This is a genomic window from Chryseobacterium sp. SORGH_AS_0447 (genome assembly GCF_030818695.1).
Lineage (GTDB): Bacteria > Bacteroidota > Bacteroidia > Flavobacteriales > Weeksellaceae > Chryseobacterium.
This window is the reverse complement of record NZ_JAUTAR010000001.1, coordinates 2,750,480-2,777,177: the sequence shown is the minus strand read 5'-3', so window position 1 is coordinate 2,777,177 and position 26,698 is coordinate 2,750,480. Positions and strand designations below refer to the sequence as shown.

The window sequence follows — 26,698 nt, the reverse complement described above, 5'->3', positions numbered from 1 at the left end:
TATAATTAAACTAAATTCTGAAGTTCATAAAAAAAGATCAGCTAATTGAAAAAAATGGTTCTTCTTCACTCAAAAAGGGAATTTCAATATCTGTCCATTTTGAAAAATCATTTATACCAGATTTATTTACCAAGACTTTTATTCAATACTCATCTAAAATATAGGTGGCAATTTTGCGGCTTCTTTCGTTCGTCTTTTGCCCTTCACATCTATTTGATATGAGATGAAAGTTTGACGCAAACTACCATAGTGTACTTACGCAATCTTTCCAGATTTATTTCCGTTCGTTTATGAAATAATTTTTTAGAAAGGATATCCGAAGGCAATATTCAGTGTAGGTTTAAATGGCTGGAAATATTTAAGACGCCATCTCTCACCGTCCGGACGGTTGGGTTCATACATTTTATAAGCTAAATCAAGTCTAACTTTAATATATGCAATATTAAGTCTTAGTCCGACACCGCTTCCGACTCCTACCTGTCTCAAAAATTTATTAAACTTAAACTCGTCACCATAGCCATTGTTGTAGTTTTTAAGGCTCCAGATGTTACCAATGTCTGTAAACAATGCGCCTTCATACGTGTCATTAAAGGGAACTCTGAATTCAATATTGGTTGTTAACTTTAAATTATCCGTCATATATGTACGTACCCGTTCGTCGACCTGCGAATCTGCGGGACCAAGACCTCCAAACGGTATCCATGCCCGGATATCATTAGGTCCACCATTAAAATAAGAACGGATAACCGGCATATTGGACGAGTTTCCGTAAGGAATCCCGATTCCAACGAACTGGCGGAGGGCTAACGTATTATCACCGAATTTAAAGTACTTCCTGATATCAAAATCAAATTTTACGAACTGCGCGTAAGGAATATTGAAAATCGTTCGTTCCGGGCTGGTGGTAATTCCGCCTTCATTTCTTTTCTGATTAAAAATGCTGAAGATATTTCCGGCAAGCTCTACTTTTCCACTGAAATAAAAAGCGTTTGGATAATCTTTTTTCCCGATTTCGTTATACGTAAAATTGTAAATCAATGAGGAAATTAAAACATCCTGGGTCTGCCGGTCCTTATTTACCAAAGTTCCGATGAAAGCGATATAACGATCTAAACCCGGCTTATCAAGTCCCTGAAGATATGTTGTGTCATTGATGATCTGCTGGGAAACCTGATCGATGCTTAGTTGTCCGGAATTAAATTTCTGGGCAATATCGGGATTAGATACAAAATAATCATTGAAAAACTCTTCACGGATGGCATTATCACTGGTAAAGTAGCTGTAATAAGCATCTTTATTTTTTGTTAAACTGAGTTGTGTATTGAAAAGGGTCAGCCTATGGGTTACTTTTTCATTTACGGTAGCCAAATAGTTTAGCCCGGTATTGAAATTCAGTCTTCCCAAACCGATATTATTCTGATCGGAAACTCCTAAAACAATAGACGACGTTGGGCTGTACCGTTTTGGGATCAGTTTATAATAGTTAAATGGCAGCAACAGGCGCGGGAAGCTTAGGGAAGCCTGTGCTGATATTTCATAAGCCAGAATTCTTCGATCGATATCCTTCGGATCTACAATACGTCCAAATGTCCCGGAAACGCTTGTCGAAAGGTTTTCCGCACCACCGAATACATTTCTCGTAATAAGATCCACAGAAGGGGAGACCCCAAAGTTAAGCACCTCGGAATAATTTAAGTCCAATCCGACTTTAAGATCATATTTAGGTAATGGTTTCAGGATATAAGTTACATCTACAATACTGTCGTTCGGACTGGTGCCGCCGCCCTGTCTTAAAGAATCTCTCGCTTTCAAAATGCTGAAATTATTCATTGCCAGAATATTTCTCTTCGTAAGATCGAGTTTATTCTGATCATAGACCTGCTTGTTTCCTACAATAATTGCTCTCCAGATTGCACGGGAATCGTATTTATTATCTGTTTTATAAAAACGGATTCCCCGTAAACTGTCTTTCCTTGTATTTTTAGGAAAATCTTTTATATCGTCTACGATGGCAACATCTATATTGCCAATAGTGGATTTTTTGTACGGACTGTCTAAAGAATCCTTATGAACTTCCATCACTAACGGAACCTGCTTGGTGCTTTTTAAAGAATCTGCTACAAAGCCGACCTCATCACCCAAAGCATTAAAGCGGTAGTAACCATATTCCCTCATCAGGTCATTGATACGGTTGACTTCTTTTTCCAATACAGTCTGATCCAGGATCTGTCCTTTTCTTATAAGGCTTTCTCTTAAATGCTGCTGATAAATGCTTTTAACATCTTTGTCCGTAATGTTATAGTAATAATCTTTAATGTACGTAGGATCATTATGGGTAATAAAATACGTAACGGCCGCTTTTTTAGCCGCAGAATCCAGATCCTGTTTGTATTTCACCTCACCATCCCAATATCCTCTGTACGTCAATCTTTTCTGAATCGATATTGCACTTTTTTCAGTTCTTGTCTGATCGAGGATAACCGGAGCAGAGCCCCAATTGTGGTACAGCCTATCGATAAAGAGGCTTTTTCCGATATCGCTGTTCATATTGTATTTAATGAAAAGAGAATCCCTCAATTTCTGGTTTCTCATTTCATTAGGATACGTCATGTATTCGTTAAGAAGCGTATCATATTTGGGATTGGCGGCATTGTACAGCCATAAACTCAATGGCATGAAAAGAAACTGCCTTTTATTGGGCTTTTGCTGTACATAGCCTTTCAGTTCACTGTCGAAAGGTTCTTTTTTATCTTCAAACTCAAAATTGTTTTTTACCAGCAGGTATTCGCCATCCGGAACTTTTTTGGTAGTGCTGCAGGCATACAAGAGACCAACAAATGTTGCAAATGAGATAATTTTATAATACTTTTGAGGAGAATTCTTATAATGCTTACAGCTCATACAATAAAAGTTTTACAGTCTTTGGATAAAAAGAAGTTCAGACAAAAATACAATTTGTTTTTGGTTGAAGGTAATAAAATCATTTGTGAACTTTTTAATTCTAAATTTAAAATTAAAGAAATTTTTTCTACCGATCCGCAAAAACTGGACCGTCCGGACCTGCCCATCACTCATATCTCTGAAAATGAGCTAAAAAAAATAAGCATGCTGCAGCATCCGAAAGACTCGGTGGCGGTATGTTATCTGGATGCACAGGAAAAATCTGAAGATAAAAATATTCAGCTGGTGCTCGATGGGATCCAGGATCCGGGAAATCTCGGCACGATCATCCGTCTGGCAGATTGGTTTGGCATTGAACAGATTATTTGCAGTGAAGATACGGTGGATGTTTATAATCCAAAAGTGATCATGGCAACCATGGGTTCTTTTACAAGAGTAAATGTAGTGTATACCGATCTGGTGAAATATTTATACGAAACAGGGAATGTAAATATCGGAACCGATATGGAAGGAGAAAATATTTATACGTTCGAAAAACCGGAAAAGCTGAATTTAATTCTGGGAAATGAAGGAAATGGTATGCGCCCGGAAACCGAACAGCTAATTCAGAAAAGTGTAATGATTCCCAGATTTGGAAAATCACAGTCGACGGAAAGCCTGAATGTTTCTATGGCGGCAGGGATTATTCTAGGCCAGCTTTTCAGAGTGGGAGAGTAAGTAGGAGTGTAGTAAAGTTTCAGGGTTTTAAAGTAAGGGTAACAAGCGATTAAACTTATAATACTTACACTCTAAAACCCTAAAAATTATATAAGTTGTTCCATGCTGGATACACTTTTGTTTTTCTGATAGGTTTCCAGTTTCTTTCTTACAAACCGTAAAGCGATTGGTGCCAGATAAATCATAGCCGCCCCGATAAGTTTCTTCTTCCAATTGGAGCTTTTGAAATTTTTACGGGCATAATTGCCAACGATGGTCGTTACTGCCAGGTTGATCATAATGTCTACAGCATCACCTTTAAAGGCGGAGCTTGCAATTCCCATTGCGGTATTTTTACTGATGACTGCATCCTTTATCTCACTGGTAATCTGTTTGGCGATCACATCTTTACGGAGTACAACTTTTTCTTCACCGTTCTCATCTACTTTTTCCTGCAGATACTGGTCGGTTAAACCATTGGTGAATGCACTAAGGCTCTCCTTTGTATTCTTGAAAGTAAGGAGATCTTCCATGCCTTCAATTTCCTGCTTCAGCAGTTTCTTCTTTCTTCTAAGCTCTTCAAGGTTTTCATACTTTCTGCCCATAGTCTAATGATTTAAAAATTTAATAACCTGATCTGCCACAGAATTTACGATTTTCTTTTTAAATACCATCACTAAAATCATGATTAAAAGATAAAATCCCGCCACGATCAGGAATCCGTACGACTGATTGCCCAAAGCTTCTCCGATAAGAAAAGCGATCCCGAAGTTGAACAGGATAATGAAAAAACCAAAAGCAACAAGCATGATCACAAAATAAGTAATAACTCCTGCCGAGAGGGAAGACTTTTCAGTAGCTTCTATCTTGAGCAGATCAATCCTTTTCGACGCATATTCTTTAATAGTTTCTATCATTGTTTTTTTTATTTGAAGTTATAAAAAAAGGAACTTTCATATATAAAGTTCCTTCTCATAATTTACCTAAAAAAATAAATCATTTATTGTTTTAGATCATTCAGTTCCGATTCTACATTTTTTACTACATCTGCAGTCTTGGAAACGATCTGATCTTTGTATTTATCATATCCGTCTTTTACTGTATGAGCTACATTATTCGCTGTTTCTTTAAAAGTAGACGAAATATTACCATACTGGTCTTTTACTTTTTCAGACACTTCGTCATATTTGTTTTTAGCCTGATCCTTAATGTCGTTAGCCTTTGTTTTAATCTTTTTTCTTGTTTCTTTTCCTTCTTCAGGAGCATATAGCATTCCTAAGATAACACCTGCTGCAGCACCTGCAAGAAGTCCTGCCAAAACACCTGCTGTATTGTTCTTTTTAGACATTTTCGTTTTTTTTAATAGTTAATAATATTAGCTTTTTACTTGGGTTGAAATGTACAATTAACATACCAAAGGGAAAAAGCGGGTATTAAAAATTGTTAAATCTTTTCGATGTGGGACAGGATTTCTTCGATTGTTTCTTTCTTATTCAGATCCGTATTGTCGATGACGATCGCATCTTCAGCCTGCTTCAATGGAGCGATTTCGCGCTCACTGTCTATTCTGTCGCGTTCAACAAGGTTTTTCTTTACCTGCTGCTCATCGGTTTCGATTCCTAAAGTAATAAGTTCCTGGTATCTTCTTCTGGTACGTTCGTCGATGCTTGCCGTCAGGAAAAATTTATAGTCTGCATTTGGCAGGACTACGGTCCCGATGTCACGGCCATCCATGATGATGCCGCCTTTTTCTGCCAGGGAACGCTGGGATTGCAGAAGAAAATCCCGCACTTCTTTCTGTTTGGCCACAAAACTTACGTTATCCGAAACTTCATTAGTACGGATGGCTTTGGAAATATCGATGTGGTTAAGGAAAAGAATTAGTTCGCCGTCAGCATTTTTAAATTCAAGTTCGATTTCGTGAAAGGATGAAAACAGGCTGTTCAGATCGATTGATCCGTCGTCACCGGTACAGTTCTGAAGGGCAAACCAGGTTACTCCCCGGTACAGCGCGCCGGTATCAAGATGGATGATCCCCAGCTTTTCGGCAATGATTTTAGAGATGGAACTTTTTCCGGTAGACGAGTACCCGTCGATCGCAATTACAGGTTTTTTCATAACGCAAATTTCCAGATTTTTTCTTAAAAATCAAGAAACCTTAAGAGAATTTCTTAAGGTTTCTTTTTATTTTGTTGTTGTAATTCCATATGATTTAATATCCCGCATGACTTGTAAGATCTATGGAAATACCTATCTGGTTGACATTCGATGCATTATGGTATCTTACGTGAGCATAATCGATTCTGAACCTGGAAAGCTTAACGCCGAAACCCGCAGAAATTCCGGAGAAGTTTCTCTGGTCTGCTACAGCCAATTCGTTTCCTCTCTTTACATTGTATCCTAACCTGATATTAAAGCTTTTCTCAGGAAACAGTTCGGCCCCCAGGGAGAAATGGTCTGCAATTTTTCTTCCCGCGTTTACTTCCTGCCCGTTCACATTATACTGTGAAGAAATATCAAACTGTTGTATATCGTGCGCAGTAATGGTAATTGCCAACGGAATGGCCTTTAGTATTCTCGTATATCCTATATCTACCCTGAACGGAAGATTTTCCCTGGTTCCGTTGAATGATTTGAACTGGTATCCGAAATTTCTGAAAACAACAGACGCCGTTTCCTTATTTTTCTTATTGTGATAAGTAACCCCGGCATTTCCCGAAATTGCGGAAGAGGTGTAATTATCGATTTTTGAAGTGATAAAGTTCAGTCCTCCGCCGATCGTCCAGTCTTCTTCAAACTGATAGGCATATCCTGCTCCCACGGCTACATCCGAAGCCGTAAAAGTTCCGTTTTCGAAACCGCTGTCATCTGTTCTCGGAATATCCCCGTAGCTCATATACCTCGCATTGATGGTCGCCATATGGCCGTTATCAAAATCTCTGGCATAGGCAATCGTTCCGTATTTGGAATCGGCAAGATAAGCCGTCGCGTTCACGGAAAGCTGGTTATCCGAATCTTTATTCAGCAAAGAAGGATTTGCAATAGCAAAGGAAACATCATGATCTCTTACGGAAATGGCATCACCACCCAGTGCAGCCTGCCTTGCAGATACTGGAAGGTTTAAGAACGGAAAAACATTTGTTCCCGTTTGTGCATAAGAAACAATTCCTGATAGAAATAATGAAAGAATGACAATTTTCTTCAATTCAGTTTATTAGTAATGCAAAAATAATCCTTTTTCGTACTTTTCAAAATATTTCTCACATTATTTATGCGTAAATATGTATTTTTTGCAAAAGCAGCTATTTATTTAAATTGAACAGGTTTTCAAAAGTAATATGATGAACGGATGATTTAGCCCCGATTGCAGCGGCATCCTTTTTTGTACAGGCAAAAGCATTGGCAAAAAAGATACAGCGGAAAGCGGGAAAAAGCTCCTGGTAAAAATGCTGAAATTTCCACAAAAAGTCCTACGAAACGGCTTGAAGCGGCAGATTTAAAAATTTAATGCAGAATTGAAAACCAACCTTATTAATGATTATATTTGCAAAGTCAAATTTTCAGACAATCAACCTAACGGAAAAAAGTTATTTATACAAAAAATGAAATATAAAAGAATCCTTCTAAAACTGAGTGGCGAAGCCTTAATGGGGAACAGACAGTACGGTATCGACAACGAAAGGCTACAGGAATACGCAGAAGAAATAAAAAGAGTAGTAGACAAAGGCTGCGAAGTTGCCATTGTAATTGGAGGAGGAAATATTTTCCGTGGAGTAGCCGGTGCTGCAAAAGGAATGGACAGGGTACAGGGTGATTACATGGGAATGCTGGCTACCGTGATCAACGGAATGGCTTTGCAGGGCGCTCTGGAGGATGCAGGAATCAAAACTAGACTTCAGTCTGCGATTGAAATGGATAAAGTAGCCGAGCCTTTTATTAAAAGAAGAGCGGTAAGACATCTTGAAAAGGGAAGAGTCGTGATCTTCGGAGCAGGAACCGGGAACCCGTATTTTACAACCGATACGGCAGCTACATTAAGAGCCATTGAAATTGATGCGGATGTTATTTTAAAAGGAACAAGGGTAGACGGGATCTACGACAGCGATCCTGAAAAAAATGCTGACGCCGTAAAATATAATTCATTATCTTTCGACGAAGTTTATGCCAAGAATCTGAAGGTAATGGATATGACCGCATTCACGTTGAGCCACGAGAACAAACTGCCGATCATCGTTTTTGATATGAACAAAGACGGCAATCTGGAAAAAATTGTGGATGGTGAGAATGTTGGTACTTTAGTTGATCTGTAGACAGTAATTTGGGGTAAGGGTGTTTTCATTTGCTCATTACCTATTACTCACTACTAATCAACTATAAAAATGTGTAACTTATCAAATTTTTATTATATAATGGAAGAAATAGATCTTATAGTAGAGTCTGTACAACAGGACATGGAAGCAGCTATTAAACACCTGGATCATGCATTCCAGAGAATCAGAGCGGGGCGTGCGTCCACAACGATGGTTCAGGATGTGATGGTGGAATATTACGGAGCCTTAACTCCTATTAATCAGGTAGCCAATGTTTCTATTCCGGATGCGATGACGATTTCTATTCAACCTTGGGATTCAAAAGCGATCAACGATATTGAAAAGGCGATCATCAATTCAAATTTAGGTTTTGCACCTTCCAATAACGGGATTAATATTATCCTTAACGTTCCGCCACTAACGGAGGAAAGAAGAAGAGACCTGGCAAAACAGGCTAAAAGTGAAACCGAAGATACGAAAGTAGTCGTAAGAAATGCCAGACAGAATGGTCTGAAAGAACTTAAAAAACTTGACGGTGTTTCAGAAGACATCATCAAAGGAGTGGAAGCGGATATTCAGGCGCTTACTGATAAGTATGTAAAAGCTTGTGATGAACATCTTAAAGTGAAAGAAGCTGAAATTATGAAAGTATAATATTCAGTATGAAAAATATAAAAAGCGGCTTCAACAAATGAATCCGCTTTTGTTTTTAAAAACACTGCAGTTCTCCTTTTTCGTCTTTCTTTTTAAGAAGAACCTGAAATGTTTTCATTAGTTCCGTATCATTGCAGTTCTTGCTTTCTCCGTCAGAAACATTCTCCGGTCCGGAATGATTTTTATTTCTTATGGTATATTTTTTATCTCTGCACGATTCCAGTCTATTATTGATGTAATAGAATCTTTTTTCTTCCACATCATCCTTTGTTTCCGGTTTTTCAGGCGTTCCGCCATCATCAAAGCTCCACGACGTTTCTTCATTATAAATAAAAAACGGCTGATGGTCTTTAATAAAATATTCTGTAGATGAAGAGAAATGACTGTTTTCCGAATATAAGTTTTTTACCATCCTTAGCTTTTTATCGAGATAATAAAAAACAACGCTGCCTTCCCGTCCAGTAGGAGTACAATTATATGTAAAAGACGATGAATCGAGCTTTTTCGAGATTAAAAGGGTATTCAGATATGCATATTCCTTCTTAATATCCTCTATGGTTTCAATGGATTTATCTGTTTTTGGATTCTTAGTATTCCTGATGGTCGTGCGGTCTTCTGCCATAGCATCCCGACTGATTTCCGAGTGTTCTTTTTTACACGAAATAAGAAGCACAAGACCGAGTATAGTCATTAAAGTTTTCATATGATAAATTTAGATGATTCAATAGTACAAAAAAACGTAAGCAAACAAAAAAGCAGCTTCAATCTGAAACTGCTTTTCTGTATTTTAAATTGATTATTTACAATTTTCATTATAATCAACGATTACTTCATCCACGATGGCCTTATTATCAGCCATTGCATTGCCGATCTCATTTCGGATGAATTTTCCAAGACCCGATCTCTGTTTGGTATCGGTTTTCAAAGAGGCATATTCGCCTTTCGTAACTTTACCTCGCACAACAGGGCAGTCGGCTACGATAATCTTTGCTTTAGCTGCGGTAAGTTCTTCCGGTTTTCCTCCTTTCTTGGAATAAACGTATGATGGGTTTTCCCTCATTCTCTTATTTTCCGCTTCGGCAACGGCCACCTGGCTACCCGCTGAGAAAGTCGTCGGAAATCCGTAAACTTTATATACTTTAATCTTACCATCAGTAACCAGCTCCGCAAACTGATTATTTTTAGTTAAATTGTTTAAAGCTTTCAGATTACCGCTTAATCCTCCGTTCTGCGTATTGTAAGCTTCCTTCACATTGGTATATTTAATGTTTTCAAAGACTCTCTCCGAGTCGTTGTCTACAGCCATATATCCTTTCAGATCATCAACGTCATAGGTTTTGAATTTCTGTTTCTTTTTGGAGGTATCGATATCCGTTGAGGCGATAAATTTTACTTTTTTCTGATTCGTCCACGGGCTCATGTCGTTTCCGGCCAGCCTTACGATGCCTTCAATCTTTTTTCCACCTTTGTCGATGATGTAACCGGGCTTTTCGGCGGTTCTCATTTCATATTCGGTATTGTCTTCCTGTGCATACACATTGTATGAAGCCAGGCTCAATAACCCCATGAATAATATTTTTTTCATAGAATAACTTTAATTTTGGTAAAGATAATTTTTTATTGTTAAAATTAAATTTATAATTAAGTAATATTTTAATAATTCCCTTTAAATTGAAATATTTTGTAAACATTTAATAAATACTATTATTTATTTGTTTTAATAATTAAATATGTATTAATTTTTCATATATTTAATTATTTATTTAGTAAAGTTAAAGTTTTATAATTTTTATGATAATATAATATATAAGTTTACATTTGATCTAATTAATTAAATAAAAGTATTAATTATTATGAAAAATTTTAAAAAACTTTCAAGAGAACAATTAAAAAACGTTGCTGGAGGCCGGGCATGTTCTGTGGCAATTCAACAGGCTGATGGATCATGGGAAACACGTACTGGAACTTGCAGAGCTCCTCAATTTTTTGGAAGCGGACCATACTATTGTGAGACGGGGCAAGGTAATGTTCATATAACCTCTAATGGAGGAGTTTCTCATTGTAATGACTATTAAATGAAGCAGGTGTCCTGATAAGGACACCTGCTTCATTTAATTGCACATTAAAATTATTGATAGCGTTTATGTTCTTCTTTCTTCACGAAAAGCTTCACTATTGGTTTGAAAGCAGCTTTGTATTTTTCCGCATCAAACAGTTGCGAGTCGGTTAAGGCTTTATAAGTCATCCAAACTCCGAATGGGAACAGGACAATATTCGGAACCCACGCTGCAAAATAAGGATTGATTTTTCCGGACCACGCCATATTTTCAAATCCTACATTGATGATGTAGAATATAATAAAAATAACAATGGCAATAATAACAGGAAGTCCCATTCCCCCTTTTCGGATGATAGAACCTAAACTAGACCCAATCAAAAAGAAGATGATGCAGGTAAAAGAGTAGGTAACAATTCGCTGTTGGTAGATAACCACTTTGTTATAATATTTTATTCCCGGCTCAAGCTCATTATTCTTTGCCTCCAGGGTGCTTTTCAGGCTTTCCAGTCGGTCGTAGGCATTTTTTATAATTTCAAGCTTTTTCGCACTCTTTACCGTATCCAATTTAATCATCTGCTTCGGCTTCGCTTTGGCCCGGTTCTGTTTAGAATCCATATAGCTAATTACCGAATTGGTCTGGTTCAGAACGTCATTATTAACGTTTGTAAAAAAGCGGTCGTTATCGGTTTTTGCTTTGTCCACGGTTTTATTGAGTTCTGCAAAGGTCTGAAAACGGTAGTCATCTGTGATTTTTTCTTCTTCAATCGCTTTATTTATTAAGTCACTTACATCAAAATGCAAGGTTAAAGAATCAAATTTGATAGCTTGATCTGGTTGCCTTAAACGAATGTTTTCACCTCTTCCCGCAAAATTATCCTCGTACACGTATCCTTTATAAAGAATAAGTTTCAAATAATTGCTATTAGTAGCCTGTACAAATTTTCCTTTTTCTGCAATAATTGTTCTTTGATTATCATAAGAACTTGCTTTTTTATGAACAAATACCCCTTCAATATTTTCATCATTCTTCCCCGTGATCTTGTCAAATTTGACCATGTTTTCTGGGATCTGATCGATAAACTGTCCTGGTGTAAAATTCAGGGCGGGTTTTGTCTGAGCGATATTGAAAAGCATATTTTTCGCTTTTCGCTGAAAATCGGGAATGATATTGTTTGAGAAAAAGTAGAGGATAATGGACATGACGACCGTTACTCCCAACAGGGGCATCATCACCCGGGTAAGAGATATTCCCGCCGCTTTCATGGCGGCAAGTTCGTACCGTTCCCCAAATTCACCGAAAGACATAATACTGGCCAACAGGATCGTCAGCGGCAGTACCATACTGATAACGCTTACTCCCAAGTAGAAAAGCAACTTCATAATCTGCCAGTAGCTTAATCCTTTACCCATAAACTGCCCGAGCTGGATCCAGATAATGTTTACGATGAAGATAAAAAACAATACGCTGAATATAAAGAAAAACGGTCCGAAGAAGGTCTTAATGATATAGCGGTCTAGTATTTTTAACATGCGCCAAAATTAATCAAAAAGCCGCAAAGTTTCCTTTGCAGCTCTTATATTTTATGAAATTTTTATAATACGGTAGATTAAAGTTCCGTAACCAGATAATTTTTGTATTTGTTCTTGTCGAACACGAACATTCCCGGATCTAAGGTCTGGTTTTCTTTATACTGGGTAATAGCGATCACCGCCAGATCTTTGTTGTTCCCATGCTGCTCTAGCTTGATCATCTGTTTCTTTGCAGCATCTACAAAAAGATAAACCGATTGTATTCCATTGGATTTTACAGGAGTTAATTTGATGAAATCCGCATTTGTGCCGTTTACGTTTTTCTTACCCTCGTAGGTTACATTATAATCATTTCTGTATGACGTCAGATAGTTGATAGGGGAGAACATAGAACTGCTGCCATTTGGTTTGGCAACGGTAACTTCCATATCTTCCGTATTGATGTTATAGATTTTATTTCCGTCGAAGATCTGTTCTGTTTCCATGATCTTTAGTTTGTATTTATTGCCTGCTGCGTAATAAATTCCCGGTTCTGTTTTATCTACCTTTCCATTGGTACCGCTGCCGAATGAGAATTTGAAATACGTATTCTTCTTTGACTTATAGTTGGCTGTAATATCGTCGAGTATTTTCTTTGCCTTCGCATCAATCTTCTGGGCATTTGTAAATCCCATTGCTCCAATTACCAGACTGCTGATGACAACTTTTGAAATAATGTTTTTCATGTTATTTAAATCTTACTTACATTTTAGACTTTCATTTACGGTAAAAGTTAAACCTTAGGTTTTTCTTTTAACTGCGCAGATCTTCCAAAAACTGTTCCAAAGAATGCAGGTCGCTGATGAGAACCTCTCTCGCTTTAGCTCCGTTGAAGCCCCCCACAATGCCGCTTGCTTCCAGCTGATCCATGATTCTTCCGGCTCTGTTGTACCCCAGTTTCAATTGTCGCTGAAGCATGGAAGTAGAACCCTGCTGCGTGGAAACGATAATTCTTGCCGCCTCTTCAAACAAGGCATCTTTTTCATTAGGATCAAAGGCACCCACTGTACTTGTGGAATCTTCAGAAACATATTCCGGAAGGATGAATGCCGAAGCATAACCTTTCTGCTCACCGATAAATTCTGCAAGTCTTTCCACTTCAGGCGTATCGACAAAAGCACACTGGAGCCTTAAAATTTCATTTCCGTTAAAATAAAGCATATCTCCTTTACCGATCAGCTGATCCGCACCCGGAGAATCCAGGATCGTTCTTGAATCTACGCTGGAGATCACCCTGAAAGCTGCTCTTGCCGGGAAGTTCGCTTTGATCATCCCTGTGATAACGTTTACAGACGGCCTCTGGGTAGCAACAATCAGGTGAATTCCTACCGCTCGGGCAAGCTGAGCCAATCGGGCAATCGGTAATTCAACTTCTTTTCCAGCAGTCATGATAAGGTCTGCAAATTCGTCTACCACCAAAACAATGTAAGGAAGATAGCGGTGCCCGTTTTCAGGATTCAGCTTACGTTCGGTGAATTTCTTATTGTATTCCTTTAAATTTTTACAGAAAGCATTTTTAAGAAGGTCGTATCTCGTATCCATTTCAATACAAAGAGAATTCAGGGTGTTGATCACTTTGTTGGTGTCGGTGATGATCGCTTCTTCTGCATCAGGCAATTTAGCCAGATAATGTCTCTCGATTTTCGAATATAAAGAAAGCTCTACTTTTTTAGGATCCACCATCACGAATTTCAGTTCGCTCGGGTGTTTTTTGTAAAGCAGGGAAGTTAAAATCGCATTAATACCTACTGATTTACCCTGTCCTGTAGCACCTGCCATCAGTAAGTGAGGCATTTTCGATAAATCGGCCATGAAAATTTCATTGGAAATCGTCTTTCCGAAAACAACCGGAAGGTCCATGTCGGTATTCTGGAATTTCTGTGAAGCAATAACCGAACGCATAGATACCATCGTAGGATTTTTCCTCGGTACTTCAATCCCGATCGTTCCTTTTCCAGGCATCGGTGCGATAATACGGATTCCTAACGCTGAAAGGTTAAGTGCAATATCATCCTGAAGCTTTTTAATGGCTGCCACTCTGATCCCTGCCTCCGGAACAATTTCGTATAAGGTTACCGTAGGGCCGATCGTCGCTTTGATCTCAGAAATACCGACGTTAAAATTTTTCAGCAGCCCTACGATTTTATTTTTATTCTCTTCTAATTCTTCTTTATTAATAGAAATCTCTTCATTGCCGTAATCTTTCAGAAGATCAACCGGCGGCATCTGGAATTTCGCCAGATCCAGCTTATGGTCATACAAACCATGTTTGTCGACCAATTCCTGGGATTTGATGTCTGCATCATCCAGAATATCGATAACCGGTGCTACTTCGACATTGAACTTAATATCTTGTTTTGGCGCAACAGTAGTTGCTGGAGGGGTTACAGGCTTTGAAAAGCTCATATCAAAAGCCTGCTCAGGAGTTGAAGTTGGAACCTTTGGTTTTGTGTCCAGGGGCAGATTGAAGGATTGTGAAAAATCCGTTTTATTTTCTTCCTCAAAAGAGGTGTTGTTTGGCGTGATGATCGGATCCAGATCGGCAGAAACCGGCACTTCCGGAAATCCTTTCGGAATACTTACCGGTTCCGGCACTTTCGTTTTGGCTGCGGGTTTTTCTACAACTTCGGTCACTTTAATCTTTTCAGGAGTTTCTTCCTTATGTGCCTCGAGTTCTTCGATCAGTTCTTCATCCGCTTCAAAATTTTCATCGGAGCTCGGCATCATCGATTTCACTTTTCCGATGGTGCTTTCGTTAATGTCATTCAGCTTTGATTTAATGGAGCTTGGACGAAGGTTGAATTCCAGAATAAAATACAGCGCAATACTGGATACCAGCACCAGCCAGAGACCTACCGATCCAATAATTGCATTCAGGGAATCCATGATCTGGTAACCATAAACCCCGCTCAGAACCCCTTGTCCTTTAGTGATCGCTCCGAACAAGATCGGCAGCCAGCAGATAAAAAACAGGGAATGGCCAACCGTTTTCCAAGGCTTAAACATTTTCTTCTTCAGGATGACCATCCCGAAAACCAAAAATAAAAAGGCTATGATGAATGAGGCAACCCCGATGCTTTCAAAAATAAAAATATTCCCGAGCCAGTCGCCTAGTTTTCCAAAAAGGTTAGACGATTTGATACTCTTGTCCAGCATGGTTCCCGCCTGGCTTTGGTCTGCCTTCCAGTTCATCAGGTACGAGACGAATGAAAAAGTGAGCACGATGGAAAAAAGGATAAACGTAAGCCCGAAAAATACCCGTGGCTTTGATAAAAATTTGCCCTTATCAGGCGATTCCGTCGATTTGTTTTGTGTGTTTTTATTCATAATGTCAATTGGCAAATTTAATATTTTTCAACATTAAATAATATGCTTTTTTGCGAAAAGAAATTTAATTTTTCCTGGTGTGAAAAAGAGATTTTTGTCCGGTTTTGCTTTTCTGATCATTAAAAATATTTAAAATAAAATGAATAAAGACAAAATAGCGGATTAAATTTTTCCCCAAATAAAAAAGAACAATTTTTTCAGTTTATTTTCTGTTGGTTTTTCTTCAATAAAATCTGAATTATTAAGAATGATTCAAAATAACGATTCGGGTCTCCAAAGTGATAAAAAACAGCTTTTTTTCACGGCTTTATAGTTTATCATGCTTATTTTTGCATGTCAAGTATATACATATGAAGAAGATCCAGGATATTTTGATCTCAACCAGAACAATGGCTGTGTTGTTATTGGGGTATGCATTCGCGATGGCCTATGCAACGTTTTTAGAAAACGATTACGGAACCCCCACAGCAAAAGCATTAATCTACGAAGCATGGTGGTTTGAATTAATCATGCTCCTTCTTATTCTCAACTTTATCGGCAATATCGGAAGATACCGCTTGTGGAAAAGAGAAAAATGGCCGGTATTGGTCTTCCACCTGGCATTTGTATTAATTTTTATCGGCGGTGCTATTACCCGGTACATCAGTTTTGAAGGGATGATGCACATCAGGGAAGGGGAAACTTCCAATGAAATCGTTACCGATAAAAACTTCCTTAAAATACAGATCGAAGAAAAAGGAGACGTTCTGAATTACCAGGATATTCCTTATTTGATGTCCCCGCTGCACAAAGATCTCGAAGCGACTTACGATTTCCACGGAAAGCAGGTAAAAGTGGTTGCCAAAGAATATGTACAGCGAAAAAAGGATAGCCTCGTGGCAGATCCGAATGGGGCGGAATATCTTCATCTCGTATCTACCGGGCAGACGGGCAGGCAGAATATTTTCATCAAGCCGGGTGAAACAAAATCCATCAACGGTACTTTGGTAACCTTTAACAGAGCCATCGATGGTGCTGTGGAATTTAGAAATGATAACGGGAAACTGTTCATCAAAACTCCGGTAGATGCTAACTACATGACCATGGCTACCCAGGCGACAGGGACGACTAAAAAAGATGAGTTCCAGCCGTTGGCCTTGAGAAGTTTATATTCAATCAATGAATTAAAATTAGTAGTTCCCGAAGGTTTACGAAAAGGGAAATTAATATCCATTGAAGGAGACCGTAAGAAAGATCAGAACGTTCCCGATATGCTGACAGTAGAGCTTCAGGGACCTAAAACAAAACAGGTGGTAGACCTTTCCGTAGAAAAAGGAAACCCGAATGCTTACAAGCAGGTAACCATGGATGGACTCAACATCATGGTCGGTTTTGGGCCTAAGGTTTACAACACTCCTTTCTCGTTGAAACTGGAGGATTTTGTGATGGAAACGTATCCGGGAAGTTCCTCCCCAAGTGCTTATGAAAGCCACATTAAAATTATTGATGAAGGCAAGCAGACGCCTTTTAAAATTTATATGAACCACGTACTGAACCATAAAGGCTACCGTTTTTTCCAGTCGAGTTTCGATCCGGACAGAATGGGGACTGTACTTTCCGTAAACCACGATTTTTGGGGAACACTGATTTCCTACATTGGTTATACATTCTTATTTGGCGGAATGTTCTTCATGTTCTTCTGGAAAGGGACCCATTTCTGGAAGCTGAATAAAATCCTCAAAGACGTAAACAAAAAGAAGGCGGCAACTGTACTTTTATTGCTGTTAAGCTTCGGACTGAACGCCCAGAAGATTGAAACCCACGGAACAACCGACGGAAGCCGGGAACATATCCATGTAGAGGGAGAGAATCATAACCATACTCCGGAATCGGCACAGGCCCAACCTTCGCAGCAGAATTCCCTGGCCGTACCGATGGCCAAAATGAGAACCATTTCTGCCGACGAAATCATTGCAAGAAATAAAATCAGTGCGGAGCACGCCGATAAATTCGGCTATCTTTTGGTTCAGAATTTTGAAGGACGTATCGTTCCGATCAATACCGAAGCACTGGATGTTTTAAGAAAACTGTACAAAAAAGATGAATTTAAAGGAACAGACGGAAAATCATTAACGGCCAACCAATGGTTCCTTTCCGTAAATACGGATACACCGAGCTGGACGATGGTTCCGATGATTAAAGTAGGAACAAAAGGCGGTGACGAATTAAAAAATAAAACAAAGGCGGATGATGAAGGATACACTTCTCTGATGAACCTTTTCCCGGCAGATGCTAATGGAAATTTAAGATACATCCTTGAGAATGATTACAACACGGCATTCCGTAAAAAACCTGCTGAGCAGACCAATTATGACAAGGAAGTAATTGCCGTAAATGAAAGGGTACAGATCTTTAATGAGTTTTTCAGCGGCCAGTTTATGAGAATTGTTCCGGTAAAGAATGATGCGAACCACACCTGGCATTCATGGCTCGATCAGAAGATGGAGCCGGATATGGAATCCCAGAAAGTAATGGGGCCTTATTTTGCCGAAGTATTACAGGCGCAGCAGACCGGAAACTGGAGCAAAGCCGATGCAGAGCTGGCAAAGCTTTCCGACTACCAGCAGAAATGGGGTAAAGCGGTAGTGCCTGCAAAATCGAAAGTTGATCTTGAAGTTTTCATGAACAAAGTGAACATCAACTTCAAGCTTTTAATCTTCTACACGTTAATCGGTGGATTATTACTGATTTTAGGTTTTGTGGAATTATTCAAACCGAATAAAATTTTAAATAAAACCATCAAAGCAATTATTATTTTAGGAATTGTGGGCTATGCCTTCCATTTCCTGGGCTTGGTTGCCAGATGGTACATTTCAGGTCACGCTCCTTGGAGTAACGGGTATGAAGCCATTATCTTCATTTCATGGGTGGGGATTACGGCCGGTCTTTTACTGTACAGAAATTCCAACGCATTAATTCCGGCCGCCGGATTTATGGTAGCGGTTATTATGATGGGATTTGCCCACGGAGGTTCAGCACTTGACCCGCAGATTACACCGCTGGTTCCTGTACTGAAATCCTACTGGCTAATTGTTCACGTAGCAATTATCACTTCAAGTTATGGCTTTTTTGCCTTATCCATGATTATCGCCGTTATCAGCTTAATATTCTACATTATTTCGCAAAAAGAAACCTATAGAATCCATCATGATACGACACTGAAGGAACTGGCGATTGTTTCGGAAATGTCTCTCACCATTGGCTTATTTGCTTTAACTGTAGGAAACTTCTTAGGTGGGATCTGGGCAAATGAATCCTGGGGAAGATACTGGAGCTGGGACCCTAAGGAAACCTGGGCTTTCATTTCCATCATGGTGTACGCTTTTGTACTGCATATGAGATTGGTTCCGGGATTAAGAAGCAGATGGGCATTCCATGTAGCAACGATGTTTGCTTTCTGTTCGATGGTTATGACCTATTTCGGGGTAAACTATTACCTCAGCGGTCTTCACTCTTATGCGGCAGGAGATCCGGTTCCGGTTCCGGCTTGGGTATACATCGGACTTGGAACGATGCTGGCACTGGCCATCGCCTCTTACATAAAGTTTAGAATTTTAACTAAAAAATAAGATCTGATATGATCAACAAAATCCCGAAACTTACTTTCGGGATTTTTTTATATAAATGGTTAGTGGATTTAGAGAGTCAAGTCGAGAAACTATATACTTTTTAATAGGTTTACCATGATTTGATAATAAGTCATTAATAAGATTAATATTTGACTAAAATTTAAAATTCATATTCGGTATTCAAAAATTAGGTATATCTTTATGATATTAAAATAATATCAAATTAAAATTCACTGTTATGGAAAAAATCTTAAAACCGATGTCCGGATACCTTACTTTGGTGATCTGTCTGGGACTTTTTATTGCATCAATTTATTTCTTCGCCATTGGCGTAGACAACAGCATTACTTTTATGGTAATTGCTTTTTTAGCATTTATCCTGTTCTGTTTTTTTCTGAAAGGATTAATGATTATCCAGCCGAACCATTCGCGGGTCTTAAACTTCTTTGGAAAATATGTGGGTACGGTAAAAGAAAACGGACTGTTTTTCATCAATCCCCTGTATTCATCGCAGCGCATCAGCCTTCGTTCCGAAAACCTTCAGGGGCAGACCTTAAAGGTAAATGACAAAATGGGGAACCCGATCGAAATTGCAGCCGTTATTGTCTGGAAAGTGGGAGATACCTACAAAGCAGCTTATGAAGTCGAACGCTATATGGATTATGTAAGAATGCAGAGCGAAGCAGCAGTACGACACCTGGCGGTAAGTTTTCCTTATGATAACCTGGAAGATGAGCATGCAGATATTACCCTGAGAGACGGGGGTGACCAGGTAAATAAAATCCTGGAAGGGGAATTGTCAGAAAGACTGGCACCGGCGGGAATCGTTATCCAGGAGGCCAGAATCACCCATTTGGCCTACGCTTCGGAAATTGCCGGCGCAATGCTCCAGAGACAGCAGGCGACAGCCATTGTGGCCGCCAGAACCAAAATCGTAGAAGGTGCCGTCGGAATGGTGGATTTAGCTTTAAAGAAACTTTCGGAAGATAATATCGTAGAACTGGACGATGAAAGGAAAGCAGCGATGGTAAGCAATTTGATGGTTGTATTATGTGGCGAAAAAGCAGCCACTCCGATCCTGAACGCCGGAACCCTTTATAATTAATCATTAAAATTCGCGGTAGAATTTCAATAAGCTTTTTGTTCAGCAGAAGTCTGATCTGCGTTAGAGTTAAAAGACAATTAAATTAGCGTCCGATCGGAATTTTATAGTCAATAGTAAACAATCATTTGCTTATTTAAGCAAAAAAAGAATTAAGGAAAATGAAATCAGAAAAAGCTCAGTCTTCTCCCGGAAGCAAAGGCAAAAAATCCTTTGTCCTGCGGATCGATGAGTCTACGTATAAGCTGCTGGAAAAATGGGCAAATGATGAATTCCGGAGTGTGAACGGGCAGATTGAGTATTTGCTGCATCAAAGCCTGACGGAGTCCGGAAGGAAAAAGAAAGAGTAACTGTATAACAAACAATAACCCGGAATTAGCGGGAATAAATAAAAAAAGCTGAGAGATTTTCTCAGCTTTTCTGGTTCTTATTTCAATCGATTAATCGAATATTCCCGTAAAGTAACCTGCAATAATGCTCCACGCATTTTTCCCAAGGAAATAGATCAGCGTAGAGGTAATAATGCCTTTCACCGTAAAAAATATAATGCCGCCGATCCCGAATTTTTTTACCAGGCTTTTCCACCTTGGCGTTTTCTTTTCCTCATCAGCAGGGTTGTTTTTAATCCTGTCTTTTTCCATTTCTGAAATTCAAATGATTGCCTTACAAAGATAAGCATGTTTATAATTAGTCCAAATAAAAAACACGTTAAAAAAATTAAAATTTTGCGGTTCGCATAATATTTTTATCTTTAGAGGAAACGAAAAGTAAAATTTTTATGTCTAAAAAAGTAAAGGATTTTGGGATTGAAAAAACGCTCAAAAATCTGGGAATTAAAGATGAGAATAAGGGGACTTCAACAGGCGGAAAATACTTTGCATCAGGGAAAATTATAGAAAGTTATTCCCCGGTGGACGGAAATCTGATCGCAAAAGTAAAAACTTCCGGCGCATCGGATTACGATAAGGTAATCGAAACCGCCGAGAAGGCTTTCAAAGAATTCAGGCTGATTCCGGCTCCTAAAAGAGGGGAAATCGTACGCCAGCTCGGCCAGAAATTAAGACAGTACAAAGACGATCTGGGAAAGCTGGTTTCCTATGAGATGGGAAAATCTTTACAGGAAGGACTGGGTGAAGTTCAGGAAATGATCGACATCTGCGACTTTGCCGTTGGGGTTTCCAGACAGCTTCACGGGTATACCATGCACTCGGAAAGACCTGGACACCGGATGTACGAGCAGTATCACCCGCTGGGAATTGTGGGAATTATTACCGCTTTTAATTTTCCGGTAGCCGTTTGGTCGTGGAATACGGCTTTAGCATGGATCTGCGGAAACGTAACGATCTGGAAGCCGTCGGAAAAAACGCCGCTTTGCGCGATTGCCTGCCAGAACATCATGAATGAGGTTTTAAGAGAGAATAATCTTTCCGAAGGAATTTCAAGCGTGTTGGTAGCGGATCATGAAATTGGCCAGAAGCTGGTGGATGACAAAAGGGTTTCTTTGGTTTCCTTCACAGGATCTACCAGAGTAGGAAGAATGGTTTCTACCAATGTTGCCCAAAGATTCGGAAAATCCATCCTTGAGCTGGGCGGAAACAATGCCATCATTATTTCAAAAGATGCGGATATCGACATGTCGATTATCGGCGCTGTTTTCGGAGCGGTGGGAACAGCCGGGCAGCGATGTACGTCCACAAGAAGGCTGATTATCCATGAAAGCGTATATGACGAAGTAAAAAACAGACTGGTAAAAGCTTACGGACAGCTGAAGATCGGAAACCCTCTTGATGAAACCAACCACGTAGGGCCATTGATCGATAAAGATGCAGTAAACGCTTATCAGGATGCGATCAAAAAAGGGAAAAAAGAAGGTGCGAAGTTCATTGTAGAAGGTGAAGTGCTGAAAGGAAAGGGATTTGAATCCGGCTGTTATGTAAAGCCGTGTATTGCTGAAGTGAAAAATTCCTACGAAATCGTTCAGCACGAAACGTTTGCCCCGATTTTATATCTGATCAGATACAGTACATTGGAAGAAGCCATTGCAATCCAGAATGACGTTCCTCAGGGATTATCGTCGGCCATCATGACGCAGAACCTCAGAGAAGCAGAACTATTCCTTTCACACGCAGGTTCCGACTGCGGAATTGCCAATGTAAATATCGGGACTTCCGGCGCGGAAATCGGTGGTGCCTTCGGTGGCGAAAAAGAGACCGGCGGCGGCAGGGAATCGGGATCGGATGTCTGGAAATATTACATGAGAAGACAGACCAATACGATTAACTACACCGCAAACCTTCCTTTGGCGCAAGGGATCAAGTTTGACCTTTAAAAAACTAATATTGAGCATCGGGATGTAATAAACCCTAAGATTAACGTTATAAGTAAAATCCTGATCTCTAATTATTAAATTCTAATCACCCTAAGATTTTATTTAATATGCAACCAACTATTGATATACAAACAAATAAAGTAAAGGAAACCGTAGGCAGACACGTTCTGGCTGACGGGTTCGATTTCGTAATGGATATTGAAAAATCCCATGGTTCATGGCTTTACGATAAACTTACCGACTGCGAGTACCTGGATATGTTTTCAATGTTTGCTTCAGCATCCATCGGGTACAATCATCCTTACCTCCTTGAAAAGTCGGCTTGGCTCGGAAAAATGGCGGTGAATAAGCCAACGCTTGCCGACGTGTACTCTGAAGAATATGCTCATTTTCTTGAAGTTTTTGAAAGAGTTGCCATTCCCGAAGAACTACAATATGCTTTCTTTATTGAAGGCGGAGCAATAGCCGTTGAAAATGCAATGAAAGCCTGCTTTGACTGGAAAACACGGAAGAACTTCGAGAAAGGGCTTGATCTTGAAGCGGGGATCTGCATCCATTTTCGGCAGGCATTCCACGGAAGGAGCGGTTATACTTTAAGCCTTACCAATACGGCTGACCCAAGAAAATACCAGTATTTCCCGATGTTCAACTGGCCGAGGATCCTGAATCCTAAACTGACGTTCCCAATCACCGAAGAGAATCTGGAAGAAACCATAAAAAATGAAAGGCTGGCTTTGTTAAATATCGAAGAGGCCATCTTAATGAATCCTGATAAAGTAGCCTGTATCATCATTGAGCCGATTCAGGCAGAAGGTGGCGATAACCACTTCCGGGATGAATTTTTGATGGGTTTGAGAAAAATCTGCGACCAGCATGAAATTCTTCTGATCTTTGATGAAGTGCAGACCGGTATCGGAATCACAGGTAAAATGTGGGCTTTCGAACATTTTACCGCGAAGCCTGATATTATCTCCTTCGGTAAAAAAGCGCAGGTCTGCGGAATTTTAGCCAACAAAGAAAAGTTTGATGAAATTCCGAACAATGTATTCCGGGAAAGTTCCAGGATCAATTCCACTTTCGGAGGAAATTTTATCGATATGCTCCGTTTCCAATTGGTGCTTGAAGTCATTGAAAAGGAAAACCTGGTGGAGAATGCAAGAGTAGTTGGCGATTATCTTCTGGAAAGCCTTCAGAATTTACAGCAGAAATATCCTGAGAAATTATCCAACGCCAGAGGGAGAGGGCTGATGTGTGCCATCGATCTTCCGACCCATGATCAGAGAAATCATCTAAGGGACGAACTATGGAATGACGGAATGATCATCCTGGCCTGCGGCGACCAATCGCTCCGTTTCAGGCCGCATCTGAACGTAACCAAAGAAGAAATTCAGCTTGCTCTGGATAAAATTGAAAAGAATATAAACAAAATTTAAAAGCTGAAATTTGTAATTTTCAAAAAAACGTTATATATTTAGATACTCAAACGAGACAGAACTATGGAAAGAAGTACAAGAGTATCAGTTTTTGAAAGTGACAAACCTGCAGAAATCCAACTGATAAAGTCTAAACTGGACGATGCACAAATCAGAAATTCAGTAGAAAACAACTACCTTACTTTTACAACTACGCCCACGGCTACATCGCTGAAAGTAATGGTGAAACTGGAAGATGAGAAAAAAGCCTTCGAGGTAATAGACGCTTATCTTCAGCAGAATCAAAATCAATAAAACAATTTCATAATTTTAAATTTTACTACTTCGAACCGAAAATTAATTTTAATTAGTTTTCGGTTTTTTACTTTGAACAATGATCCGATATTGAAGATTAAGTTTAAAAAAATCAATTCTATATTTAAATAAAATCCACCGCAATGAATGCAGAGATTAAACTGAGAAAGGCAGAAATTAATGACAGAGACACGATCTGGAACATCCTACAACAGGCTATCGAAAGAAGAAGAAAAGACGGAAGCACCCAGTGGCAGCAGGGATATCCCAACCTTAATACGGTAGAAAGCGATATTGCAAAGGGTTTTGGATACGTCATGACCGTAGATAATGAGATTGCTGTTTATACCGCTTTAATCTTAAATGACGAACCCGCTTACAGTACCATTGACGGTGCATGGCTGAGCAACGGAGAATTTGTTGTTGTACATCGGGTAGCCGTAGATGAAAAATTTGCAGGAAAGGGCCTGGTGAAAATACTTTTCGATCATATTGAGGAATTTACCCGTTCACACGGCATCCAGAGTGTAAAAGTAGATACGAATTTCGATAATACTGCGATGCTCAGGATATTGGAAAGCAAAGGCTATACGTACTGTGGAGAGGTTTTCCTGGCCGGAGGGATGCGCAAAGCTTTTGAAAAGATTATTATTTAATGTAAAAGTTAAATCCTGCATCATTGAATTTTTAAAACGCTATGGATTTATAAACTCTATCAAGTTTGTTCGTTTAGTTCTGAACTAATTTTTACTTTTGTCTCAAATTTATATACCATGCATAAGAGTATAGAAATTGATGAAAGAATTTTCCAGGATGCCGTGAAGTTTTACGGTTCCATTTTCAACCTACCGCCTTTAGCTTCAAAGATTTATGCCTATCTTCTTTTCGATTATGATAAGGTGGGCATTACTTTTGATGAATTTGTGGATGTATTTTCTGCAAGCAAAAGTTCGGTTTCTACCAGTATTTCTTTATTGCTGAATTTGGAACTCATTGTGGATCACAACAAAATGGATGAGCGGAAACGGTATTTTTTCATCAATGACGGTTATAAGAAGATAAGATTTGAAAAAATAGTTCAAAAAATGAAAGACGAATTAAAACTACTGGATGACTTAGACAATTTTAAGAAAAATCATGATGATTACAATGAGAAGATCGAAGCTTATAAAGCGTTACTCAATAAAAATATAAAAAATATTCAGGAATCACTTAATAAACTATAAAATGAATAATAAGCTAGTTATACTTTCTGTTGCAGCACTCTCTTTAGTGGCCTGTAAAAAAGAAGCTCCCAAGCAGGACGGCCCAAAGCCGTATCCCGTGGTAAATGTGGAGTCTAAAAATGTAGTCGGCTATCAGACGTTTCCTGCAACCATCCAGGGAAGGGTAAACAACGATGTACGGGCTAAAATACAGGGATACATCACCCAGGTTCTTGTAGACGAAGGGCAGTACGTAACCAAAGGGCAGCCGCTTTTCCGTCTGGAAACCAATATCCTTAACGAAACCGCAGCTGCTTCCAAAGCAGGGATCGGTGCAGCAGAATCCAATATTGCAGCGGCCCAGGCAGCGGTAGCAGCAGCAAATGTTGAAGTCAATAAACTGAAACCGTTGGTTCAGAAAAATATTATCAGCAATGTACAGTTGCAGACCGCACAGGCTAACTTGGCTCAGGCTCAGGCTCAGCTGAAGCAGGCCCAGGCCGCGAAAAGTCAGGCAGTTGCCAATTATAAAGGAGTTGAGGCCAATATTGAATATTCCGTGATCCGTGCGCCGATTTCCGGGGTAATTGGAAAGCTTCCTTTAAAAGTGGGAAGCCTTGTAGGGCCAAGTGACCAGACGCCGCTGACGACGATTTCCGATACTTCCGAGATCTATGCTTATTTTTCAATGAATGAAAAGGAATATTTCAATTTCCTTGAAAAGTCTCCGGGCGCATCGATGCCTGAAAAAATTAAAAATCTTCCAATGGTGGAACTGGAGCTGGCAAACGGCAGCCTTTATCCTGAAAAAGGAAGAATTGAAGCGATTACGGGACAGATTGATCCTACAACGGGAACCATCCAGTTCAGGGTTGAATTTACCAATGCCCAGAAACTGCTGAGCAACGGGAACAGCGGTACCATCCGTTTCCCTCAGCCTTATGATAATGTCTTGGTAGTGCCTGAAAGTGCTACATACGAGCAGCAGGGGATCGTCTATGTTTATAAAGTAGACAAAGGCGATACCGCCAGAAATGTGGTGATTGATGTTATCGACAGGATAGACAACTTGGCTTTGATAAAATCAGGAGTTAAAAAAGGCGAGCTGGTAGTGGCTTCCGGCACGGGAACGTTAAAATCAGGAACTGCCATTAAGCCTAAAAAAGTAAAAATGGACAGTCTTGTACAATCTGTAAAACCGAAATTCTAAT

At 39.4% G+C, this 26,698-nt stretch carries 24 protein-coding genes; 12 read left to right on the top strand and 12 right to left on the bottom strand.

Going from position 1 to position 26,698, the window contains the following annotated elements:
* Positions 1-303 precede the first annotated feature (303 nt).
* Positions 304-2,901 (bottom strand): BamA/TamA family outer membrane protein, encoded by a 2,598-nt coding sequence (locus QE422_RS12855; RefSeq protein WP_307458976.1) that lies wholly within the window; start codon positions 2,899-2,901, stop codon positions 304-306.
* Between QE422_RS12855 and QE422_RS12850 the strand changes: the two genes are divergently transcribed.
* Positions 2,887-3,618, top strand: coding sequence for an RNA methyltransferase (locus QE422_RS12850; RefSeq protein WP_307458974.1), 732 nt, complete (start codon positions 2,887-2,889; stop codon positions 3,616-3,618). The genes QE422_RS12855 and QE422_RS12850 overlap by 15 nt on opposite strands.
* A gap of 86 nt (positions 3,619-3,704) precedes the next feature.
* Here the strand turns inward: QE422_RS12850 and QE422_RS12845 are convergent, their stop codons facing one another.
* The 5 genes from QE422_RS12845 to porQ form a co-directional block, all read right to left on the bottom strand.
* Positions 3,705-4,202, bottom strand: a complete 498-nt coding sequence (locus QE422_RS12845; RefSeq protein WP_307458972.1) for a phosphoribosyl-ATP pyrophosphatase — start codon at positions 4,200-4,202, stop codon at positions 3,705-3,707.
* Positions 4,203-4,205: 3 nt separating this feature from the next.
* Positions 4,206-4,514, bottom strand: coding sequence for a phage holin family protein (locus tag QE422_RS12840; protein ID WP_307458969.1), 309 nt, complete (start codon positions 4,512-4,514; stop codon positions 4,206-4,208).
* A gap of 83 nt (positions 4,515-4,597) precedes the next feature.
* Positions 4,598-4,945 (bottom strand): YtxH domain-containing protein, encoded by a 348-nt coding sequence (locus QE422_RS12835; RefSeq protein ID WP_307458966.1) that lies wholly within the window; start codon positions 4,943-4,945, stop codon positions 4,598-4,600.
* Positions 4,946-5,040: 95 nt separating this feature from the next.
* Positions 5,041-5,715 (bottom strand): (d)CMP kinase, encoded by a 675-nt coding sequence (cmk, locus tag QE422_RS12830; RefSeq protein ID WP_307458963.1) that lies wholly within the window; start codon positions 5,713-5,715, stop codon positions 5,041-5,043.
* Positions 5,716-5,809: 94 nt separating this feature from the next.
* On the bottom strand, positions 5,810-6,802 hold the full coding sequence (gene porQ, locus QE422_RS12825; protein WP_307458960.1) for a type IX secretion system protein PorQ: 993 nt from the start codon (positions 6,800-6,802) through the stop codon (positions 5,810-5,812).
* A 397-nt stretch (positions 6,803-7,199) separates the two neighbouring features.
* Here porQ and pyrH point away from each other — a divergent pair, with 397 nt between their 5' ends.
* On the top strand, positions 7,200-7,907 hold the full coding sequence (gene pyrH / locus QE422_RS12820) for a UMP kinase (protein WP_307458957.1): 708 nt from the start codon (positions 7,200-7,202) through the stop codon (positions 7,905-7,907).
* A 99-nt stretch (positions 7,908-8,006) separates the two neighbouring features.
* On the top strand, positions 8,007-8,561 hold the full coding sequence (gene frr / locus QE422_RS12815) for a ribosome recycling factor (RefSeq protein WP_307458955.1): 555 nt from the start codon (positions 8,007-8,009) through the stop codon (positions 8,559-8,561).
* Between the two features lie 55 nt (positions 8,562-8,616).
* Here the strand turns inward: frr and QE422_RS12810 are convergent, their stop codons facing one another.
* From QE422_RS12810 to QE422_RS12790, 5 genes are all read right to left on the bottom strand, one after another.
* Entirely contained in the window at positions 8,617-9,264 is a 648-nt protein-coding gene (locus QE422_RS12810) for a hypothetical protein (protein ID WP_307458952.1), read from the bottom strand.
* Positions 9,265-9,357: 93 nt separating this feature from the next.
* A complete protein-coding gene (locus QE422_RS12805; RefSeq protein WP_307458949.1) occupies positions 9,358-10,146 on the bottom strand; it encodes a hypothetical protein in 789 nt (262 codons plus the stop codon).
* A 543-nt stretch (positions 10,147-10,689) separates the two neighbouring features.
* The gene (locus QE422_RS12800; RefSeq protein ID WP_307458946.1) at positions 10,690-12,150 is read right to left on the bottom strand and encodes an LptF/LptG family permease; all 1,461 of its coding nucleotides are present in this window, start codon (positions 12,148-12,150) and stop codon (positions 10,690-10,692) included.
* Positions 12,151-12,227: 77 nt separating this feature from the next.
* Entirely contained in the window at positions 12,228-12,875 is a 648-nt protein-coding gene (locus QE422_RS12795; protein WP_307458941.1) for an outer membrane lipoprotein carrier protein LolA, read from the bottom strand.
* 67 nt (positions 12,876-12,942) lie between these two features.
* Positions 12,943-15,516: a DNA translocase FtsK gene (locus QE422_RS12790; protein WP_307458937.1), complete on the bottom strand. Its 2,574-nt coding sequence runs from the start codon at positions 15,514-15,516 to the stop codon at positions 12,943-12,945.
* A gap of 350 nt (positions 15,517-15,866) precedes the next feature.
* Here QE422_RS12790 and ccsA point away from each other — a divergent pair, with 350 nt between their 5' ends.
* The 3 genes from ccsA (at position 15,867) to QE422_RS12775 (ending at position 20,576) form a co-directional block, all read left to right on the top strand.
* Positions 15,867-19,124, top strand: a complete 3,258-nt coding sequence (gene ccsA / locus QE422_RS12785) for a cytochrome c biogenesis protein CcsA (protein ID WP_307458934.1) — start codon at positions 15,867-15,869, stop codon at positions 19,122-19,124.
* 238 nt (positions 19,125-19,362) lie between these two features.
* Entirely contained in the window at positions 19,363-20,229 is an 867-nt protein-coding gene (locus QE422_RS12780; protein WP_307458931.1) for an SPFH domain-containing protein, read from the top strand.
* Positions 20,230-20,387: 158 nt separating this feature from the next.
* Positions 20,388-20,576, top strand: a complete 189-nt coding sequence (locus tag QE422_RS12775) for an Arc family DNA binding domain-containing protein (protein WP_307458929.1) — start codon at positions 20,388-20,390, stop codon at positions 20,574-20,576.
* A gap of 90 nt (positions 20,577-20,666) precedes the next feature.
* Here QE422_RS12775 and QE422_RS12770 read toward each other — a convergent pair whose 3' ends face one another.
* Entirely contained in the window at positions 20,667-20,867 is a 201-nt protein-coding gene (locus QE422_RS12770) for a hypothetical protein (protein ID WP_307458926.1), read from the bottom strand.
* 137 nt (positions 20,868-21,004) lie between these two features.
* Here QE422_RS12770 and QE422_RS12765 point away from each other — a divergent pair, with 137 nt between their 5' ends.
* From QE422_RS12765 to QE422_RS12740, 6 genes are all read left to right on the top strand, one after another.
* On the top strand, positions 21,005-22,555 hold the full coding sequence (locus QE422_RS12765; protein WP_307458924.1) for an aldehyde dehydrogenase family protein: 1,551 nt from the start codon (positions 21,005-21,007) through the stop codon (positions 22,553-22,555).
* 107 nt (positions 22,556-22,662) lie between these two features.
* The gene (lat, locus tag QE422_RS12760) at positions 22,663-23,988 is read left to right on the top strand and encodes an L-lysine 6-transaminase (RefSeq protein ID WP_307458921.1); all 1,326 of its coding nucleotides are present in this window, start codon (positions 22,663-22,665) and stop codon (positions 23,986-23,988) included.
* Positions 23,989-24,051: 63 nt separating this feature from the next.
* Complete coding sequence (locus QE422_RS12755) at positions 24,052-24,282, top strand: DUF2007 domain-containing protein (protein ID WP_307458919.1); 231 nt, start codon at positions 24,052-24,054, stop codon at positions 24,280-24,282.
* Positions 24,283-24,425: 143 nt separating this feature from the next.
* A complete protein-coding gene (locus QE422_RS12750; RefSeq protein WP_307458917.1) occupies positions 24,426-24,938 on the top strand; it encodes a GNAT family N-acetyltransferase in 513 nt (170 codons plus the stop codon).
* A gap of 117 nt (positions 24,939-25,055) precedes the next feature.
* Positions 25,056-25,508, top strand: coding sequence for a transcriptional regulator (locus QE422_RS12745; RefSeq protein WP_307458914.1), 453 nt, complete (start codon positions 25,056-25,058; stop codon positions 25,506-25,508).
* Position 25,509: 1 nt separating this feature from the next.
* Positions 25,510-26,697, top strand: a complete 1,188-nt coding sequence (locus QE422_RS12740) for an efflux RND transporter periplasmic adaptor subunit (protein WP_307458911.1) — start codon at positions 25,510-25,512, stop codon at positions 26,695-26,697.
* Position 26,698: the final 1 nt, after the last annotated feature.

Coding starts and splice junctions, on each gene's coding strand:
- QE422_RS12850 (WP_307458974.1), top strand. CDS start 2,887: ATGCTTACAGCTCATACAATAAAAGTTTTACAGTCTTTGGATAAAAAG.
- QE422_RS12855 (WP_307458976.1), bottom strand. CDS start 2,901: ATGAGCTGTAAGCATTATAAGAATTCTCCTCAAAAGTATTATAAAATT.
- QE422_RS12845 (WP_307458972.1), bottom strand. CDS start 4,202: ATGGGCAGAAAGTATGAAAACCTTGAAGAGCTTAGAAGAAAGAAGAAA.
- QE422_RS12840 (WP_307458969.1), bottom strand. CDS start 4,514: ATGATAGAAACTATTAAAGAATATGCGTCGAAAAGGATTGATCTGCTC.
- QE422_RS12835 (WP_307458966.1), bottom strand. CDS start 4,945: ATGTCTAAAAAGAACAATACAGCAGGTGTTTTGGCAGGACTTCTTGCA.
- cmk (WP_307458963.1), bottom strand. CDS start 5,715: ATGAAAAAACCTGTAATTGCGATCGACGGGTACTCGTCTACCGGAAAA.
- pyrH (WP_307458957.1), top strand. CDS start 7,200: ATGAAATATAAAAGAATCCTTCTAAAACTGAGTGGCGAAGCCTTAATG.
- frr (WP_307458955.1), top strand. CDS start 8,007: ATGGAAGAAATAGATCTTATAGTAGAGTCTGTACAACAGGACATGGAA.
- QE422_RS12810 (WP_307458952.1), bottom strand. CDS start 9,264: ATGAAAACTTTAATGACTATACTCGGTCTTGTGCTTCTTATTTCGTGT.
- QE422_RS12805 (WP_307458949.1), bottom strand. CDS start 10,146: ATGAAAAAAATATTATTCATGGGGTTATTGAGCCTGGCTTCATACAAT.
- QE422_RS12800 (WP_307458946.1), bottom strand. CDS start 12,150: ATGTTAAAAATACTAGACCGCTATATCATTAAGACCTTCTTCGGACCG.
- QE422_RS12795 (WP_307458941.1), bottom strand. CDS start 12,875: ATGAAAAACATTATTTCAAAAGTTGTCATCAGCAGTCTGGTAATTGGA.
- QE422_RS12790 (WP_307458937.1), bottom strand. CDS start 15,516: ATGAATAAAAACACACAAAACAAATCGACGGAATCGCCTGATAAGGGC.
- ccsA (WP_307458934.1), top strand. CDS start 15,867: ATGAAGAAGATCCAGGATATTTTGATCTCAACCAGAACAATGGCTGTG.
- QE422_RS12780 (WP_307458931.1), top strand. CDS start 19,363: ATGGAAAAAATCTTAAAACCGATGTCCGGATACCTTACTTTGGTGATC.
- QE422_RS12775 (WP_307458929.1), top strand. CDS start 20,388: ATGAAATCAGAAAAAGCTCAGTCTTCTCCCGGAAGCAAAGGCAAAAAA.
- QE422_RS12770 (WP_307458926.1), bottom strand. CDS start 20,867: ATGGAAAAAGACAGGATTAAAAACAACCCTGCTGATGAGGAAAAGAAA.
- QE422_RS12765 (WP_307458924.1), top strand. CDS start 21,005: ATGTCTAAAAAAGTAAAGGATTTTGGGATTGAAAAAACGCTCAAAAAT.
- lat (WP_307458921.1), top strand. CDS start 22,663: ATGCAACCAACTATTGATATACAAACAAATAAAGTAAAGGAAACCGTA.
- QE422_RS12755 (WP_307458919.1), top strand. CDS start 24,052: ATGGAAAGAAGTACAAGAGTATCAGTTTTTGAAAGTGACAAACCTGCA.
- QE422_RS12750 (WP_307458917.1), top strand. CDS start 24,426: ATGAATGCAGAGATTAAACTGAGAAAGGCAGAAATTAATGACAGAGAC.
- QE422_RS12745 (WP_307458914.1), top strand. CDS start 25,056: ATGCATAAGAGTATAGAAATTGATGAAAGAATTTTCCAGGATGCCGTG.
- QE422_RS12740 (WP_307458911.1), top strand. CDS start 25,510: ATGAATAATAAGCTAGTTATACTTTCTGTTGCAGCACTCTCTTTAGTG.